Source organism: Rhizobium sp. 57MFTsu3.2 (assembly GCF_012932765.1).
In the GTDB taxonomy this organism is placed as follows: Bacteria; Pseudomonadota; Alphaproteobacteria; order Rhizobiales; family Rhizobiaceae; genus Rhizobium; species Rhizobium altiplani.
In genome coordinates this window covers 186,657-203,187 of the sequence record NZ_JDWI01000001.1, presented here as the reverse complement: position 1 = coordinate 203,187, position 16,531 = coordinate 186,657, and the positions used below count along the sequence as shown (strand labels likewise).

At 62.3% G+C, this 16,531-nt stretch carries 15 protein-coding genes; 5 read left to right on the top strand and 10 right to left on the bottom strand.

The features are described from left to right. Window positions 1–8: 8 nt before the first annotated feature. The 6 genes from otsA to AF71_RS00950 form a co-directional block, all read right to left on the bottom strand. Window positions 9–1,385: an alpha,alpha-trehalose-phosphate synthase (UDP-forming) gene (gene otsA / locus AF71_RS00975; protein ID WP_018116806.1), complete on the bottom strand. Its 1,377-nt coding sequence runs from the start codon at window positions 1,383–1,385 to the stop codon at window positions 9–11. A gap of 41 nt (window positions 1,386–1,426) precedes the next feature. Further along, window positions 1,427–2,221 (bottom strand): trehalose-phosphatase, encoded by a 795-nt coding sequence (otsB, locus tag AF71_RS00970; RefSeq protein WP_169679284.1) that lies wholly within the window; start codon window positions 2,219–2,221, stop codon window positions 1,427–1,429. An 89-nt stretch (window positions 2,222–2,310) separates the two neighbouring features. Next, a complete protein-coding gene (locus AF71_RS00965; protein ID WP_192304089.1) occupies window positions 2,311–3,774 on the bottom strand; it encodes a carboxypeptidase in 1,464 nt (487 codons plus the stop codon). Window positions 3,775–3,921: 147 nt separating this feature from the next. After that, complete coding sequence (locus AF71_RS00960) at window positions 3,922–5,214, bottom strand: MFS transporter (RefSeq protein ID WP_169679281.1); 1,293 nt, start codon at window positions 5,212–5,214, stop codon at window positions 3,922–3,924. Further along, entirely contained in the window at window positions 5,211–5,888 is a 678-nt protein-coding gene (locus AF71_RS00955; RefSeq protein WP_018116802.1) for a FadR/GntR family transcriptional regulator, read from the bottom strand. The genes AF71_RS00960 and AF71_RS00955 overlap by 4 nt, the downstream gene beginning before the upstream one ends. Window positions 5,889–6,337: 449 nt before the next feature. After that, entirely contained in the window at window positions 6,338–7,249 is a 912-nt protein-coding gene (locus AF71_RS00950) for a pirin family protein (protein WP_169679279.1), read from the bottom strand. A gap of 259 nt (window positions 7,250–7,508) precedes the next feature. Here AF71_RS00950 and AF71_RS00945 point away from each other — a divergent pair, with 259 nt between their 5' ends. Next, window positions 7,509–8,318, top strand: coding sequence for a class II glutamine amidotransferase (locus tag AF71_RS00945; RefSeq protein WP_025658667.1), 810 nt, complete (start codon window positions 7,509–7,511; stop codon window positions 8,316–8,318). Here the strand turns inward: AF71_RS00945 and coaBC are convergent. Further along, entirely contained in the window at window positions 8,308–9,516 is a 1,209-nt protein-coding gene (gene coaBC, locus AF71_RS00940) for a bifunctional phosphopantothenoylcysteine decarboxylase/phosphopantothenate--cysteine ligase CoaBC (RefSeq protein ID WP_018855154.1), read from the bottom strand. The genes AF71_RS00945 and coaBC overlap by 11 nt on opposite strands. A 123-nt stretch (window positions 9,517–9,639) precedes the next feature. Here coaBC and AF71_RS00935 point away from each other — a divergent pair, with 123 nt between their 5' ends. Both AF71_RS00935 and AF71_RS00930 read left to right on the top strand, forming a co-directional pair. Continuing rightward, window positions 9,640–10,047, top strand: coding sequence for a DUF2946 family protein (locus tag AF71_RS00935; protein ID WP_169679276.1), 408 nt, complete (start codon window positions 9,640–9,642; stop codon window positions 10,045–10,047). Between the two features lie 63 nt (window positions 10,048–10,110). Next, entirely contained in the window at window positions 10,111–11,481 is a 1,371-nt protein-coding gene (locus tag AF71_RS00930; protein WP_018855152.1) for a PepSY domain-containing protein, read from the top strand. A gap of 128 nt (window positions 11,482–11,609) precedes the next feature. Here the strand turns inward: AF71_RS00930 and AF71_RS00925 are convergent, their stop codons facing one another. Both AF71_RS00925 and AF71_RS00920 read right to left on the bottom strand, forming a co-directional pair. Further along, window positions 11,610–12,347 (bottom strand): SDR family oxidoreductase, encoded by a 738-nt coding sequence (locus tag AF71_RS00925; RefSeq protein WP_169679273.1) that lies wholly within the window; start codon window positions 12,345–12,347, stop codon window positions 11,610–11,612. 132 nt (window positions 12,348–12,479) lie between these two features. After that, the gene (locus AF71_RS00920) at window positions 12,480–13,244 is read right to left on the bottom strand and encodes an SDR family oxidoreductase (RefSeq protein WP_018855150.1); all 765 of its coding nucleotides are present in this window, start codon (window positions 13,242–13,244) and stop codon (window positions 12,480–12,482) included. Between the two features lie 125 nt (window positions 13,245–13,369). On the opposite strand from AF71_RS00920, the gene AF71_RS00915 reads away from it, so the two are divergent. After that, window positions 13,370–14,275, top strand: a complete 906-nt coding sequence (locus AF71_RS00915) for a LysR family transcriptional regulator (RefSeq protein WP_018855149.1) — start codon at window positions 13,370–13,372, stop codon at window positions 14,273–14,275. On the opposite strand, the gene AF71_RS00910 is transcribed toward AF71_RS00915, so the two are convergent. Continuing rightward, complete coding sequence (locus AF71_RS00910; RefSeq protein ID WP_018855148.1) at window positions 14,276–15,148, bottom strand: LysR family transcriptional regulator; 873 nt, start codon at window positions 15,146–15,148, stop codon at window positions 14,276–14,278. A gap of 97 nt (window positions 15,149–15,245) precedes the next feature. On the opposite strand from AF71_RS00910, the gene AF71_RS00905 reads away from it, so the two are divergent. After that, entirely contained in the window at window positions 15,246–16,526 is a 1,281-nt protein-coding gene (locus AF71_RS00905; protein WP_169679270.1) for an MFS transporter, read from the top strand. Window positions 16,527–16,531 lie beyond the last annotated feature (5 nt).

The following is a 16,531-nucleotide window of genomic DNA, read 5'->3' as shown; positions in this document are numbered from 1 at the left end:
ACTCGCGCTCAGGCAGCCAGGTCATTGAGGAAGTCGTCGCACCAGCGCGACACGTCGTGCTCAAGCAGATAGTCCATCATCCGCTGCCAGCGCTCGCGGCGCTCTTCCATCGGCATGTTCAGGGCGCGCGCCAGCGCGTTGGCCGTTCCTTCGATATCATAGGGATTGACCAGCAGCGCGCCGCTCTTCAATTCGCGCGCCGCGCCTGCAAAGCGGGAGAGCACCAGAACGCCGGGATCTTCCGGGTCCTGCGCTGCGACATATTCCTTTGCCACGAGGTTCATGCCGTCGCGAAGCGGCGTGACCAGTCCGACTTTGGCGAGCCGATAGAGACCGGCGAGGATTGGGCGGCTGACGGAGCGGTTGATATAGCGGACCGGCACCCAGTCCACGGTTCCCAAGGCACCGTTGACGCGGCCTGCCTGCTCCGCGACGGTGCGTTGCATCTGTTCGTATTCCGGCACCTCCGACCGCGATTTCGGGGTGATCTGGAGATAGGTGACCTTGCGCTGGTGGGCCGGATTGTTGACGACGAAGCGCTCGAAGGCATCCAGCCGCTGCGTGATGCCCTTGGAGTAATCCAGCCGATCGACGCCGATGATCAGGTCGCGGTCCTTGATGCTCTGCCGCGCCCTCTGCACCATGTGATGGCTGCCGGCCCTCTTGGCGAACTCGGCAAAGGCGGCCGTCTCGATGCTGATGCCGTAGGCTCCGCCCTTGAAGACCTTACCATTCGCCGTGAAGCGGCCGTCGCCGATGGCATCGCCCATATCCTCGCGGCGAAGGCAGCCGGCGAAGTTCTCCAGATCGTGGTCCGTCTGGAAGCCGACAAGATCGTAGGCCGCAAGTCCGTGCATGATCTCCTCGTGAACCGGCATGGTGTAGAGCACATCGGCGGGCGGCCAGGGAATGTGCAGGAAAAAGCCAATGCGGTTCTTGAAGCCCATCTGCCGCAATTCCGCGGCCAGCGGAATCAGATGGTAGTCATGTACCCAGATGATGTCGTCAGGCTTTAGCAACGGCGCCAGCCGATGCGCGAAGAAGCGATTGACGCGGAAATATCCCGCCATCTCCTTGCGGCCGTATTCCGCAAGGTCCAGCCGATAGTGACAGATCGGCCAAAGCACGCGATTGGCGAAGCCGAAGTAGTATTCCTCGACGTCCTTGCCGGTGAGATCGGTCAGTGCATAGGTGATCTTGCCTTCCTCCGTCAGGGAGAGCGGGCCGGGCTCGTTGTTTTCGCTCGACTTGCCGGACCAACCCATCCAGATACCGCCGCGTTCTTCTAGCGCCGCCTTCAGCGCCACCGCCAGTCCGCCGGCCGAGGCTGCGCCCTCCTTCACGGGAGCTGGCACGCGATTGGAAACGATGACGAGACGGGACACGAAAATTCCTTTCCTGGGAGGGCAGCACGTGGTGCTTGGGATCAAACGGCGAGCTGCGCGATCAGTTCCCGCACCGCCGACGCCGAAGGCAGCGTCAAGGCGGCGGTGGTGTCGGAGGGCGAGCCGACCCGAACGGAGAGGCCGCCCTGGCGATTGGCGACACGGAACATCGCCTCATCCGTGACGTCGTCACCGATGGTAATCGGACGCCTGCCGGCAAATGGCGGCATCGAAAGAAACGCCTCTATGGCCTGACCTTTGTCGGCGCTGGCCGGTCGGATTTCGAGAACCATCTTGCCGCGCTGCAAGGTCCAGTCGGGCCCTACCTTGGACAGCATCGCCTCCATGATCGGCTCCACCTCTGCCTGCCTCTGCGGCACAAGGCGATAGTGAGCGGCAACGGCGGCGCCTTTGTCTTCCACGATGACACCGTCCAGGCTTTCAGCCGCCCTGCGAAGATCCGCTTTCATCGCTTCGAATGCGCCAGTGGTCTCGGCTTTCGCGACGCTGCCGTCCGGTCGACGGAGTTCGGCGCCGTGTAAGCCGGCGATCGGAAAACGAAATGGCGCAAACAGCGCGTCGGCATAGGCAAGCGCTCGCCCTGTTACCAAGGCAAGCGCACCGCCAAGCTTTCGCGAGACCGCGTCAAGCGCCGCCGGCAAAGACGGCGGCACGACAATCGCGTCCGGCATCTCGGCCAGGTCAAGCACCGTCCCATCGATATCGAGAAAAAGAGCGCAGTCTTGAGGGGAGGACGAAAGGGCGCTCAGCAATTCCGTCTGCCCCGAGGCCGGTTGCGGCATCGTGGCAGGAAATGGCTTACTGGGGTATGACATGGTGACTTACCTATGTCGGCATCGGCCGAAGGCAACCCATTTTGGCGTAAAACGCGAGAAAATCTCAGGTTTTCGCGTTGGATACCAGTTCATTCAGCCGGCATTGCAGCGGAACGTCCGGCGAAGAAGGCCCTGGCCCCGGCGGTGAAGGCAGCGCGCTGGTCGGCCCGCGTATAGAACATGTGGCCGCCACGATAAACCTTCAGCGCCACGCGCTCGCCGGCAAGCGACGCCGGCAGGTGGTCGACAACATAGCGGCTCACCCCATAGGGCGTCACGAGATCGCTATAGCCATGGGCGATCAGCAGGCGGAATTTCGGATTGGAGGCGAGAAGCTGGCGGATATCGTCGGTAACGCTCGCCTGCCGCATGGAACCGCCGCCACGCCCGCCCCATTCCCACTTGCGATTGATATCGCTGTCGAGCAGCGAATAGGTCATCTCGGTCTTGAATCCGAGTTCACTGCGCGCATAGTCGGCGAAGGCCCCGCCATAGGCACGGGTGAAGCCGTCGAGGATGGCGTCGTCGCCGCGATCGGAGTCTGATTCCGGATAAGGATCGGGCGTCGAGAACGCCGCGTCGTAAGGGCTGACAACGCGCCCGTCCTGCCCTTCTGATTGCTTGGCGTAAGCATTTCCGAGGAAGCCACGGTTCTTCTCAACGACATCTGAGGGGATCCCGGTCATGCCGGCAATTTTCTCGTAAAAGGCCTTAGCGGCTTCGCCTGTTGGCGTCGGGCCGGCGAGTGTCGTGAGATAGTCGCCAAGCGCAAATTTCTCCGCATCGCGCTGTTGCCCTTCATCGAAAGCGCTGCGTCTGTCCATGTGCGCTGCTGCAAGCGAGGGGAATTCGAGTGCCGCGCCGAGCGCAAACTGATCAGCATTGAACATCAGTTGCCCCTCGAGCAGCGGCGAAAGCATGATCGCGCCCGAGACGATAATGCCCTGGCTGTCCTTCAGGGCGCCGGCCACCTTGGCGGCGCGAAAGCCGCCATAGCTCTCGCCGAGAAGATACTTGGGCGAACCGGATCGATTGTTGTGAGTGACATAAAGAGCGATCGCCTTCGCGATGCTCTCTGCGTCGGAATTGACGTTGTAGTATTTGGAGGCGTCGTCGGCCTTGGCGGTCCGGCTCCAGCCAGTTCCGATCGGATCGATGAAAACAAGATCAGTAAAGTCGAGCCAGGTGTGCGGGTTGTCGACCAACTTCGCGTCGGCCCCATCGTCGCCTTTCGGGCCGAAGTCCAGGATACGCGGCCCCATCAGGCCGAGATGCAGGAATGCCGACGCCGCACCGGGGCCGCCATTGAAGGCAAAGGTCAGCGGGCGGTCGGGGGCGCCTTTCTTGGCGACATAGGCCGTGTAGAATATAGCGCCTGTTTTGGTGCCGTCTTGCGCGAAGAGATCAAGCGTTCCGGCCGTGGCCACATAGTCGAGCGTCCGGTCGCCGATCTTCAGTGCGTGTTGGGTGACCGAGTCCTCCGGCAGCAGCTTCAGTACGCCGTCGCTCGATGAGGCCCGTGTGGCAGGTTCGCCTCGACCCTCCTGCGACATGGCGGGTGCGAGTGGCGCCAGCAAGGCTGTTGCAAGCAGGATGGCGGATAGGAAACGCAAAACTTGTCCTCCGACGGAAGCGGTATTGGAGGCGTAACCTAAACATCGCCGTCTGGCGGGAGAAATCAACAGATGGTGAGGGGGGCGTTAGTCCATTTTTTCGATCGTCTGCGCATTCACATATTCCGCGCGGCCGGCGTTCCAGCCGTTGATCGCAGCCCCGGCGCCAAGCGCGACGAAAAGCACGGCCGACCACGCAAAGCTGCCGGTCCAGCCGCGGATGAGCCCGACGACCAGCGGGCCAATCGCCGCAAGCAGGTAGCCCACGCATTGCGCCATGCCGGAAAGATGGGCCGCCACATGCGGATCGCGGGAGCGCAGCACGATTGTCGTCATGGCGACGGCGATCAGGCCGCCCTGGCCGATGCCCTGCAGCACGGCCCAGACCCAGATCGTCGAGAGCGGCGCAAACAGTAGGCCGAGCAAGGCGACGACGGCGACGGCACAGAGCGACGCGTTGATCAGTCGCTGATCCTTGCCCCTCACGGCGATCTGCGGAGCTACAAGGCAAGCCGCGGCCTGAACCATCACCGATACCGAAACGATCGCTCCCGCGGTGACACCGTCAACGCCGCGCTCGCGCAGGATGGGAACGAGCCAGCCGAATACGCAATAAGCCAGAGCAGACTGCAGGCCCATGAAGAGCGTGACCTGCCATGCCAGCCGGTCTCGCCAGAGTCCTTGGACGGAAAAGCCGCTGCGCTTGACCTGGCTCTTGGTGGACAGCACTTGCGGCAACCAGATGATCCCGACGATCAGCGCGGGCAGCCCCCAGGCGGCCAGTGCGCTGGAGAGCGAGTCGCCGAGAACGTGCTCGAGCGGCAACGTGAAGCCCGCAGCACTTGCCGCGCCCGCGCAGAGCGCCATCGTGTAGAAGCCGGTCATCAGCGCGGCGCGATCGGCAAAGTCACGCTTGACCAAGCCAGGCAGCAGCACGTTGCCGACAGCAATGGAAGCGCCGGCGAGCGCGGTGCCGATAAACAGTAGCGGAACGGATGAAAGGCCCCGGAGCGCTGTCCCGAGGGCCAGCAGGATGAGTACCCCCAGAAGCGTACGCTCTGCTCCGATTCGTTGGGCAAGCCGCGGCGCCACTGGCGAAAAAGCACCGAGGCAGACGACGGGCAGGGTGGTCAGCAAGCTGGCGCCGAGCGACGAGAGGCCGAGTTCCGTCGTGATTTCGGGCAGCAGCGCGGAGGCGCTGGAGAAGACCGGCCGCAGATTGAAGGCGATCAGGACGAGACTAACCCCGAGAAGGAAGCGTGCCGCTGCACTGCTGCCCACTGGGGGTTGTGGTTGGGGAACGCTATCGGCTTCGGCATCGATAAGTTGCTCGTCCGCGAGGTCGTAGACCTCCGCGGAGTCCTGAAGGGGGGTGGTCATGAATGGAGCATCCGGTCGAGAGCGCTGATGATGGGAGCCATGAAGCGGCGAACGGCCGCGTCGGCCTGTTGCGGATCGCCGGTGGCGATCGCGTCGATGATGTCGGCATGCGCCTGCAGATCAGGCTCGGGAATCTCATTGTCCAAAGTCGCCGCGATGGTTTCGGCGATCGAGGCGGAGAAGAACTGATAGATCTCAACCATCGCGCGGTTGCCGGAAGCCGCAATGACGGCTTGGTGGAAGGCAAGGTCGCGTTCGACGAAGCCGCTTTTGTCGCCGCCTTCGAAATTGCCCCGCTTGGCGAGAAGCGCCCTCAATTCCGCAATGGTTTGCGGAGTTTGTCGTACCGCGGCCAGCCGCGCCGCCTCGACATCGAGTGCACACCGGGCCTCGAAGAGATCACGCAGACCGGCACGACGCGCCATGGTGAGCGGCAGCCTCGTATCGGTGGTAGACAGCACGTAGGTTCCGGAGCCCTGCCTGGTTTCGAGAAGGCCCTGCGACACCAGCACGCGGACGGCTTCCCGTATGGTGCCGCGGCTGACGGAGAGCATGGACGACAGCGTTGCCTCGTTGGGCAGTTTTTCCCCAACGGCCCAACGCTTACCCAATATCTCGGCGCGGATTGCCTCGATGGCCGTGTCGGCAAGCTTCGTTTTTGCGAGTGGTTGCATCGTCGGTATTCGTAAAGTCATTTGATGACTTTACGAATACGCCAAGATCGTGGGCGTCGTCAATCCTGTGATGGAAAATGAAAAGGGCCGCTCGAGGCGACCCTTTCCATGAGTTCTGGCCTGTAAATGGCCGGACCGTCAAAGCGATCCTAGGAAGGTGGGGCTTAGAGCGAGGGCTGCCTCGCTTTCATCACCACTTCCATGCCTTTTACGAGGTCTGAAATCTCATTAGACATTGGATCACCTTCCTTTCGTTCTGTTGTCGATGGAAAGAAGGTAGGATGATTCGTCCGCGATGCAAGAAAAAACCTCGGCCGAGTCGCTGCCACATCTTCAGGAATGCCCGATTTCATTTCCTCGCTGTCGGGAATACGCCAACGTTTACAATGAAATGTTGTTTCGTTGTGGCGATATACAGATTTAGTGGTAGCGCCTGTGGATAAGCCGGCTCAATGTGCGGCCTTGATGAAGGTGCCGTTCTGCAGTTCCCGCATCGCCTGCATGATCTCCTCTCGCGAGTTCATGACGATCGGCCCATGCCAGGCGACCGGCTCCTCGATTGGCTTGCCCGAAACGAGCAGAAAGCGGATGCCTTCGTCGCCGGCCTGCACGGTCACTTCATCACCGCTGTCGAAGACGACGAGCGTGCGGTTGCCGGACATATCGCGAATGTTCAACTCCTCCCCGTTGACCTCCTTCTCGACGCGGACGCCAAACGGCTTGGAGGCGTCGCGGAACGTTCCGGAGCCAACGAAGATATAGGCAAAGGCGTTGCGATAGGTGTCGACGGGCAGGCGCTTCTTCTTGCCCGGCGGCACCGAGACGTCGAGATAGATCGGTTCGGCAGCCACGCCGTCAACCGGGCCCGCCTTTCCCCAAAAGTTGCCGCAGATAACGCGTACGGCAGTGCCGTCGTCGTCGACCACGACAGGAATGTCGGCTGATTTGACGTCCTGATAGCGTGGCGCCGTCATCTTTAGCGACGAGGGCAGGTTGGCCCACAGCTGGAAGCCGTGCATCCGTCCGGCGAAATCGCCCTTCGGCATTTCCTGGTGCATGATGCCGCTGCCGGCCGTCATCCACTGGATGTCGCCGGCGCCGAGCAGGCCGCGATTGCCGAGGCTGTCGCCGTGCTCGACCGTGCCGGCGAGCACGTACGTGATCGTCTCGATGCCGCGATGCGGATGCCAGGGAAAGCCACGGATGTATTCGGCCGGATTGTCATTGCGGAAATCGTCCATCATAAGGAACGGGTCGGTCATTGACGGATCCCCGAAGCCGAAGACGCGATGCAGCTTCACGCCGGCGCCCTCCATCGTCGGAGTTGCGGTGCTCATATGCTTTACGGGACGGATCGACATGGCATCCTCTCGAAGGGTTCAACTTGCCCGGGACTATAGCCGCCTGACCGGCATCCGCGAAATCAGCCTGCCCGGCAACGCACTGTTCACAAAAGAAGATGCGCCATTGCGCAATGTGATCGCGTCCGCCGCCGGAAATTTGTCATCTTCCGCTTGCAAGCCACGAGGCCGTTCAGGTCTTATTAACCATCGGATTCGACAATCACTGTCGCGTTTCGGCATTCTCCCGCCTCAGGGCGGGCTCGGGAGTGGAAAGAGCATGTGTCGCTGGGCAGCCTATCGTGGAGACCCCCTCTATCTGGAGGAACTGGTGTCCTCGCCCGCGCACTCCTTGATCGAGCAGTCGCATTGCGCCACCCGCGCCAAAACCCCCACCAATGGCGACGGCTTCGGCATCGCCTGGTATGGCGACCGGCTGGAGCCAGGGCGCTACCGCGATACCTTGCCGGCTTGGTCCGACTGCAACCTGAAGAGCCTTGCGCGGCAGATCCGGTCGCCGTTGTTCTTGGCGCATGTGCGGGCCGCCACCGGCGGCGGCACGCGGCGCGACAACTGCCATCCCTTCACCTTCGGCAACTGGTCCTTCATGCACAACGGCCAGATCTCAGGCTTCGAACGGCTGCGCCGTCCCATGGAGGCCATGCTAGACGATGAGCTTTTCAACGCGCGCGGCGGGACCACCGATTCCGAACTGATGTTCCTGCTCGCCCTGCAGTTTGGCCTGCGCCAGACGCCGATGGCAGCCATGGCGGAGATGATACGCTTCGTAGAGGGCCTTGCCGAAAACGTCCTGGGTTCAGTCTTGGTGCGCTACACGGCCGCCTTTTCCGATGGCAAGTTACTCTATGCGATCCGTTATGCGACCGACCGCAAGGCGCCGACGCTCTACGCGTCTCCTGTCGGCAGGGGCTATTGCCTGGTGTCCGAGCCGCTCAACGACGATGTCGATGCATGGGCGGAGATCCCGGATGGCAGTGCCGTTACGCTTGCCGACATTGGCCTCGATATCGCACCGTTTCGTCCGGCGCTGGCCGTGGCAAAGACCGCCCCGGTCGCGATTACTGCTTGAGCCGTTCAGCGATCATCGCCGCGAGCTTCGTCGCAACCTCTTCCTTCGCAAGGTCTGGCCACTGTTCGATGCCGCTGTGAGCGACGATCTTCACCCTGTTGCGAACGCCGCCCATGATGCCGGTTGCGGGCGAAACGTCGTTGGCGACGATGATGTCAGCCCCCTTGCGTTCGAGTTTCGCCATGGCGTTGCTCTCGACATCCTGGGTCTCCGCCGCAAAGCCGATCACCAGCTTCGGCCGCAGCGTGTGATGACCGACGGTCTTCAGAATATCGGGATTTTCAGTCAGCGCGAGCGTCGGGATGGATTCGCCCGGATGCTTCTTGATCTTCTGGTCGGCGGCCGAGGCAACACGCCAGTCGGCGACGGCCGCAACCATCACCGCGACATCGACAGGAAGCGCGGCGAGAACGGCGTCGCGCATCTGGTCTGCGCGCTCGACGTGAATGACCTTCACACCCATGGGATCAGGGACCGAGACTGGCCCGGAAACGAGTGTCACATCTGCCCCAAGGGCGGAGAGGGCGGCGGCAATCGCGTGCCCCTGACGGCCGGAAGAGCGATTGGCGATGTAGCGCACAGGGTCGATCGGCTCATGAGTCGGCCCCGAGGTGACGATCGCCTTGCGGCCGGTAAGCGGCCTCGGTCCATCGTTGAGCAGCGCTTCCGCGGCCGCGACGATCTCGAGCGGCTCAGCCATCCGGCCGACGCCCGCTTCGCGGCTCTCCGCCATCTCGCCTGACATCGGTCCGATAAAACGGATATGGTCGCCGCGCAGGGTCTCGACGTTGCGCTTGGTTGCCGGATGCGCCCACATGTGCGGGTTCATGGCGGGGGCGGCGAGTACCGGACGGTCGGTCGCAAGCAGCACCGTCGAGGCAAGGTCGTCCGCAAGCCCATTCGCCATCTTGGCGAGCAGGTCCGCCGTCGCCGGCGCAATCAGCACGAGGTCGCAATCGCGCGCCAGCCGGATATGGCCGACATCCTGCTCGTCCTGGCGGGAGAAAAGATCGGTGAACACATGATCGGCGGCGAGTGCGCCGACGGCAAGCGGCGTCACGAATTCCTGCGCCCCCGTCGTCATCAGCGGTCGCACGGACGCACCCCGCTCCCTGAGCCGTCGGATCAAGTCCAGGCTTTTATAGGCCGCGATCCCGCCTGAAATGATGAGGAGGATGCGTTTGCCGCTGAGAACCATGGCTTTTCCCATCGATTATCTGATTGCATCAAACCCTAAGCCTTTGGGGAATAATAAGCAATCGGCACCGGAAGCGCGTTGGTCGCAGTGACAATGCTGCCCTCTTGTGGCATGGAGCGAAGCATGGGGACCATGCGAAGCATCTTGCGGGATCGGGTATCGGCCAGCGCCGTCGCGCTGCTGGTCGCCTGTCTATTCCTGATCCAAGGACTGCTGAGCGGCACTGTGCAGGGTTCCATGGCGGCGTCCGCCGTCGATCCCTTCGCAATCATCTGCTCTTCAAGCGGACACGGTTCCATCGACGATGCCGGACATGGCAACTTGCCGGCCAAGAAGGCGCCCGAGTGCCCGTGCGGCACGCTCTGCCGTCTGGCATCGGCTGCCATGCCGGCAGTTCTCGCCGCGCAGGCGGCGGTCCTCTACGTCGCAGTCGAAACTGCAATCGACGCAGCGATCCGAACCGATGCTGACGTTTCGCCCGCTTTACGCGGGCGGATCGCTGAACCGCGAGCACCTCCCATTACCGCCTGACGTCATCGCTCGACCTCGCGCGCGTCACGCCGAGGTTCGATTTTCCTACGTTGGGAGTCCTCCATGTCCGATCTTACCATCGGTCGCGAGAGCGTCAGCGCCTCCGCGCGCTCCGCCTCCGACCTCTATCGCGCCGTCTGGCGCTGGCATTTTTACGCAGGCCTTCTTGTCCTGCCCTTCATGATCACGCTGGCGATCACCGGCGGCCTCTACCTGTTCAAGGATGAGATTGACGCGGTGATCCATTCCGAACTCAAGCGCGTCGAAGTGCAGCAAGGCGCAAACCGCGCGGCACCTTCCACGATGGTGGCTGCTGCCCTTGCTGTTTACCCCGGAATTGCAGTCAAGTTTACCGACCCTGCCACGCCCGATGCATCTGCCGAAGTCACCATCGGCACCGAGGCGGAAGGCAAACTTGCCGTCTACGTCAATCCGTATACCGCTAAGGTGCTGGGCGCGTTGCCGGATCGCGGCACCGTCATGTGGACGATCCGCTACCTCCACAGCCTCAAATATTTCGGCAACTACGCGCGTATGCTGATCGAGATCGCCGCCGGATGGTCGATCCTGTTGGTTGCCACCGGCGTCTACCTCTGGTGGCCACGCCTACAGACAGGCGGTGTTCTCTCCGTTCGCGGCACCCCTAAGCGGCGGGTCTTCTGGCGGGACACTCATGCGGTCACCGGTATCTTCGTCGGCTTCTTCATCGTCTTCCTGGCCATCACAGGCATGCCTTGGTCGGGGGTCTGGGGCGGCAAGGTCAACGAATGGGCCAATGGCAACAACTTCGGCTATCCCGCGGGCGTGCGGGTTGCCGTGCCTATGTCCGACGAGCATCTCGACCACGTCGCCAAGACATCCTGGTCGCTGGAGCAGGCGCAAGTACCGCACTCGTCAGGGCACGCCCATCATGCACAGGCGATTGGCCTCGATGACGCCGTAGCCACCTTTGATCGTCTTGGCCTGCATCGGGGTTACGCCGTCAACATACCAACCACAGCGGATGGGGTGTTTACCGGATCGGTCTATCCCGACGATCTTTCCAAGCAGCGGGTCGTGCATCTCGACCAATATTCCGGGACGCCGCTGATCGACATGAGCTATGCCGACTACGGTCCGCTCGGCAAATCGCTCGAATGGGGCATCAACACTCATCTCGGTCAGCAGTTCGGGCTTGCGAACCAACTGGTGCTGCTTGCCGCTTGCGCGGCGATCATCCTGCTTGCGGTTTCGGCGGCCGTCATGTGGTGGAAGCGACGCCCAGCGGGCTCGCTCGGCGTCCCGCCGATGCCTGCTGACAAGCGTGTTGTCCGCGGCCTGATCGCGATGCTCGCTGTTTGCGGAGTGTTCTTCCCGCTCGTTGGCCTGTCGCTGGTCGTCATGCTGGCAGCGGACTGGGTCTATATCAGGAGCAGGACGAAGCGTTCGGCGTAAGTGCGGGCCGCGATCCGGCGCTTCTCCTCCCCGCCGTCGTCCTCATGATGCCGGCTGATGAACACGGAAAGGCCGCGGAGGAGAGGGGTCCGCGGCCTTCTCAGGCATCCTCTGATGGGTCTCGGTCCTCAGAGGTTACTCATCCCGCCATCGATAACGAGCTCACTGCCGACGATGTAGGGAGCCTCGTCGGAGGCGAGGAAGATGATGGTTTTGGCGACTTCGCCGACATCGCCGAACCGGCCGACCGGGATCTGTGCCGCCCTTGCCTTGGTGTCGGTTTCCGACATGCCGAGCTTGCCATAGAGCGGTGTCGCGATGGGCCCGGGGCTGACGGCGTTGACGCGAATGCCGCGGCCGATCAGTTCACCGGAGAGCGTCTTTGCAAGCGTCAGCAGCGCGCCCTTGGTCAGGGCGTAGACGCTCGAATTCGGCATGCCGATATGGGCATTGATCGACGTGTTGAGAACGATCGAAGCCTGCTTCGAAAACAGCGGCAGAAGGGCCTGGATCAGAAAGAAAGGTCCCTTGACGTTGATCGCGACCGACCTGTCGAAGGCTTCCTCGCTCCATTGTTCGAGCGCACCGAACTCCGCCACGCCGGCGTTGACGAAAAGAATGTCGAGATGCCCGAAGCTCTCCTTGATCGCGCCGGCGACGACCTTCTGGCCGGCTGCGTTGCCGGCATCCGCCTGGATGACCAACGCCTTGTCGCCAAATTCGGCACGGGCCGCCGCGACGCTCTTTTCGCTGCTGCCGGTGATGGCAACGCGAGCGCCTTCGGCGATGAATTGACGGGCGGTTTCGAGGCCGATGCCGCTGGTGCCGCCGGTGATCAGGGCTGTCTTGTTCTGTAAGCGTGCCATTGTCGTGAGTTCCTGTGTTCCCGTTGGGCGAGCGCCCGTTGCTGCCTTGGATGATGTGATGAAAATGCCGTCGCGATAATCCGCTCTTTTCCGGAAAGCTTGTCCAGTCAGAGCGGATAGTCGAACGCAGGATCAGGTGCGGGTGATCGATGCGCCACCATCGACCAACGAGGCCGTACCGGTGACGAAGCTCGAGTCGTCGGATGCGAGGTAGAGTACGGAGCGCGCAAGTTCCTCTGGCGCTGCGACACGCTTCAGCGCATGCAGGTTGGTGATGAAGCTCTGCTTGCCCTCAGTGTCGTTCATCTCGCGATACATGTCGGTATCGACCGCACCCGGCAGAACCGCGTTTACGCGCACGTTCTTCGGGCCGAATTCGGCAGCGAGCGCCTGCGTCAGGCCAATAAGGCCGGATTTGCTGGCGGCATAAGCGGCAACGCCGGGGAAGGCGAAGCTGTAGCCGACGAAAGTCGAGGTGAAGATGACGGAGCCGCCGCCATCCTTTTCCATCTGCGCGATCTGATGCTTGGCAGCCAGGAAGGAGGCCGTCAGGTTGATCGTCAGCGCTTCGGTGAAACCGGCCTCGGAAACACCGGTGCTCGGGCCGGCTTCGCCAAGGATGCCGGCATTGTTGAAGGCAATGTCGAGCTTGCCGTAGCGCTCGACGGCGGTGGCGACCAGCGCCTTGTGATAGTCTTCCGAGCGGACGTCGCCGGCAACTGCAACGGCATATCCGCCGGCTGCCTTGATCTCTGCGACCAGGCTTTCGAGTTCAGCCTGGCGGCGGGCGCCGACGACGACCTTGGCGCCTTCGGCCGCAAAGAGCTTGGCCGTTGCGCGACCGATGCCGGCACTTGCGCCAGTGACGATGGCGACTTTTCCATTCAAGCGGTTCATTGTTCCATCTCCAGTATGGGGTTGGGATGGCGATTGCCGTCCCTTTCGATGGGCAGAAGATGGCATTTTCTTTTCGTTCGGATTAGTCTCCAAATGGTGGAACTCGAATTCGGATTTGCCGAACGATGATCAGGGTTGAGGGAATAACGGCCTTCGTGGCGATCGTGGAATCCGGCTCGGTCAGCGAGGCTGCCCGACGCCTGCGCCTATCGAAGTCTGTCGTCAGCGAGAGGCTTGCGGAGCTTGAAAAGTCGCTTGGCGGTGTGCTTCTGCATCGCACCACGCGAAAACTCACTTTGACAGAAGACGGCACGGCCTTTCTGGAGCGCGCGACGCGGATCGTTCAGGAAATCGAGGAAGCCACCGCCGAGATGGCGGTGCGCCGAGGCACGTTGTCCGGCCCGCTGCGCATTGCCGCCCCCGTTACCTTCGGGCGCATGCATCTTGGCCCCGCGCTATACCCGTTTCTGGCCGCGCATCCGGAAATCCGACTGGTGCTCGACATCGACGACCGCCGCGTCGATGTCTCCTCGGAAGGGTATGATGCCGTGGTCCGGCACGGTCCGATCGTCGACTCCCGGTTGGTCGTGTGGAAACTCAGTCGCAGCCGTCGGCTTTTGGTCGCATCACCGGATTATCTCAGCCGCCATGGTGTGCCGAAGACCCTTGCCGATCTCGATGGCCATAAAGGCATCTTCTACACCAACCGGGGCGTTGCGGACTGGCGGTTCCAGACGCCGGATGGAGCCATCGTCGTGCGGGCAAGCCAGGCCGTCGGCATGAACAATGGAGACATGATCCGCGATGCCGCGGCTGCGGGTCTCGGTATCGCGCTTCTGCCAGCCTTCATTGCTGGGCCTGCTATCAGTGTGGGACAGCTGCAGGAGATCGATGTCGGCTACAGGCCGGAAGCCGAGTTTATCTACATGGCGCATCCGGAGGGGCGCAATCCGTCCGCCAAGCTGCGCGCTGTCGCCGACCACCTGCGCAAGACCTTCGGCGATCCGCCCTATTGGGATCCTGCCGGCTGATCAGACGAGGCTCATCATGTTTGCGGCGACGCGCGACCGCTGCGCCTTCAGCATCGCAAGCCCGAGACGCGCCACCAGCGGCGGCCCCTCGATCTGGCGATAGGCGACCCCGTCGAGTGTCAGGTGGGCAATCGAGGCTGGCACAATCGATACGCCAAGATCGGCGGCGACCAGATTGACGACGGATGGGATCTGCGGCGCCTCCTGCGTCACGACAAGCTCGAAACCGGCATCGCGGCAGCCACGCACGATATCATCATAGAGACTGAGGCCAACCGTCCGCGGAAACAGAATGAACGGCTCGCCGGCAAGCGCCGACACGGGCACCTTCTCGTATTTCGCAAGCGGGTGGTGCGCCGGCAAGGCAATCAGCATCGGCTCATCCGCCAGGCGTTTCAGCGTGACGTTCTTCGGATCCTCCAGGCCGGGCCTGATGAAGGCAACGTCGATTTCCTCACGCAGCAGTTTCTCCATCAGCCAGTTGCTGTTCATCTCGGTCAAGGAGAGGCTCACCTCTGGCCACTGCCCGCGAAAGCGACGGATCGTGCCGCTGACCGCCGTGTTGAAGGCTGAGGACGCCGTGAAGCCGAGCGCCAGCCGACCGGTCTCGCCTCGGGTGGCGCGCTGGGCGGCGAGCTTCGCCTTCTCGGCGGCCGCGATGGCAGCGCGACCCTCCGGCAAAAAGGCGCTCCCCGCCTCCGTCAGTTCCGCGCCATGTGGGACGCGATGAAACAGTGCCGCCCCGATCTCGTTTTCAAGATCGCGGATCTGTTGGCTGAGTGGCGGCTGGCCGATGCCGAGTTTTGCTGCGGCGCGGGTGAAATTTCCCTCTTCGGCGACGGCGAGAAAATAGCGGATATGGCGCAACTCCATCGGTATCTCCAAAAGCTATGAAGAATGGTATTTTCATATATTGGACAAATGGCGCGCTGCTGGCTAGATCAAAAGGCGTGAAAGGTTGGTACCCCCAATGCAACGCGCCGCAAACAGCTCGCCAGACGCCTCCGAAACCCATCCCCGTCCGAATCTCCACCTCGTGCGAACGACGGCGGAAATGCAGGAAAAGCAGTTCTTGCTGCGCGGCACGTCACCTTATCGACGTGCCAGCCTCGCCCTCTTCCTTTCCGGCTTTGCTACCTTCTCGCTGCTCTATTGCGTGCAGCCACTGATGCCGATCTTTGCCGCGGACTTCGGCGTGAGCCCGGCCGCGAGCTCTCTGTCGTTATCTCTGTCGACCGGCTTTCTCGCCTTCGCGATCTTCTGTGCCGCTGCCGTCTCCGAAAGCTTCGGCCGCCGCATCCTGATATTCGCCTCGTTGCTCGGGGCTGCCCTTTGCACGATCGCCTGCGCCCTCGTGTCGAGCTGGCACGCGCTGCTCGTCATCCGCGCGCTAGAAGGGTTGCTGCTGGGTGGCGTGCCGGCCGTGGCGATGGCCTATCTCTCGGAAGAGATCGATCCCCGCGGTCTTGGCGCCTCAATGGGTCTTTACATCGCCGGTAATGCTTTTGGCGGCATGGCAGGCCGCGTCGTCACCGGAACATTGGCTGAGTTCTTCTCATGGCGCATTGCATTGGGTTCGCTTGGCCTACTCGGCCTTGCCGCGGCAATTGGCTTCTTCCTGCTGCTGCCCGCGTCGCGCAATTTTGCGCCGCGTAAGGGTTTTGATGTCCGCTTTCACGTGAGGGCCTGGGTCGGCCACATCGGCAACCCGGCCTTGCCATTGCTCTTCGCCATCGGATTTCTCGCCATGGGCAGCTTCGTCACGGTCTACAACTACATCGGTTTCCGCCTCGTTCAGCCGCCATACAATCTCAACCAGACGGAACTCGGCCTGATCTTCACGGTCTATCTGTTCGGTATCGCCGCATCCTGGATCGCCGGCCTGCTTGGAGATCGCATCGGCCATTTCATCGTACTGCCGGCCGGCATTGCGATTGCGGCGGTCGGCGTCGCGGTCACGCTGTCATCCTCGCTGCCGCTGATCGTCTTTGGCATCGTGTTGCTGACATCGGGCTTCTTCGTCGCCCACTCGGTGGCGAGCGCCCTCGTTGGTCGCCTTGCCCATGGCACCAAGGGGCACGCGTCCGCGCTTTATCTATTGTCCTACTACATCGGCTCCAGTGTTGCCGGTTCGGTCGGTGGCTATTTCTGGGGTGCTGATGGCTGGAACGCCGTCGTCGCCTTCACGCTGTCGCTGCTGGCGCTTGGCATGGTCGCGGCGCTCACCGCTGCAAAGCTGGCGAAGCGGTAATCTTC

Coding starts and splice junctions, on each gene's coding strand:
- otsB (WP_169679284.1), bottom strand. CDS start 2,221: ATGTCATACCCCAGTAAGCCATTTCCTGCCACGATGCCGCAACCGGCC.
- coaBC (WP_018855154.1), bottom strand. CDS start 9,516: ATGGTTCTCAGCGGCAAACGCATCCTCCTCATCATTTCAGGCGGGATC.
- AF71_RS00945 (WP_025658667.1), top strand. CDS start 7,509: ATGTGTCGCTGGGCAGCCTATCGTGGAGACCCCCTCTATCTGGAGGAA.
- AF71_RS00925 (WP_169679273.1), bottom strand. CDS start 12,347: ATGGCACGCTTACAGAACAAGACAGCCCTGATCACCGGCGGCACCAGC.
- AF71_RS00935 (WP_169679276.1), top strand. CDS start 9,640: ATGGGGACCATGCGAAGCATCTTGCGGGATCGGGTATCGGCCAGCGCC.
- AF71_RS00955 (WP_018116802.1), bottom strand. CDS start 5,888: ATGCAACCACTCGCAAAAACGAAGCTTGCCGACACGGCCATCGAGGCA.
- AF71_RS00905 (WP_169679270.1), top strand. CDS start 15,246: ATGCAACGCGCCGCAAACAGCTCGCCAGACGCCTCCGAAACCCATCCC.
- AF71_RS00910 (WP_018855148.1), bottom strand. CDS start 15,148: ATGGAGTTGCGCCATATCCGCTATTTTCTCGCCGTCGCCGAAGAGGGA.
- AF71_RS00965 (WP_192304089.1), bottom strand. CDS start 3,774: ATGTCGCAGGAGGGTCGAGGCGAACCTGCCACACGGGCCTCATCGAGC.
- AF71_RS00920 (WP_018855150.1), bottom strand. CDS start 13,244: ATGAACCGCTTGAATGGAAAAGTCGCCATCGTCACTGGCGCAAGTGCC.
- AF71_RS00950 (WP_169679279.1), bottom strand. CDS start 7,249: ATGTCGATCCGTCCCGTAAAGCATATGAGCACCGCAACTCCGACGATG.
- AF71_RS00960 (WP_169679281.1), bottom strand. CDS start 5,214: ATGACCACCCCCCTTCAGGACTCCGCGGAGGTCTACGACCTCGCGGAC.
- AF71_RS00915 (WP_018855149.1), top strand. CDS start 13,370: ATGATCAGGGTTGAGGGAATAACGGCCTTCGTGGCGATCGTGGAATCC.
- AF71_RS00930 (WP_018855152.1), top strand. CDS start 10,111: ATGTCCGATCTTACCATCGGTCGCGAGAGCGTCAGCGCCTCCGCGCGC.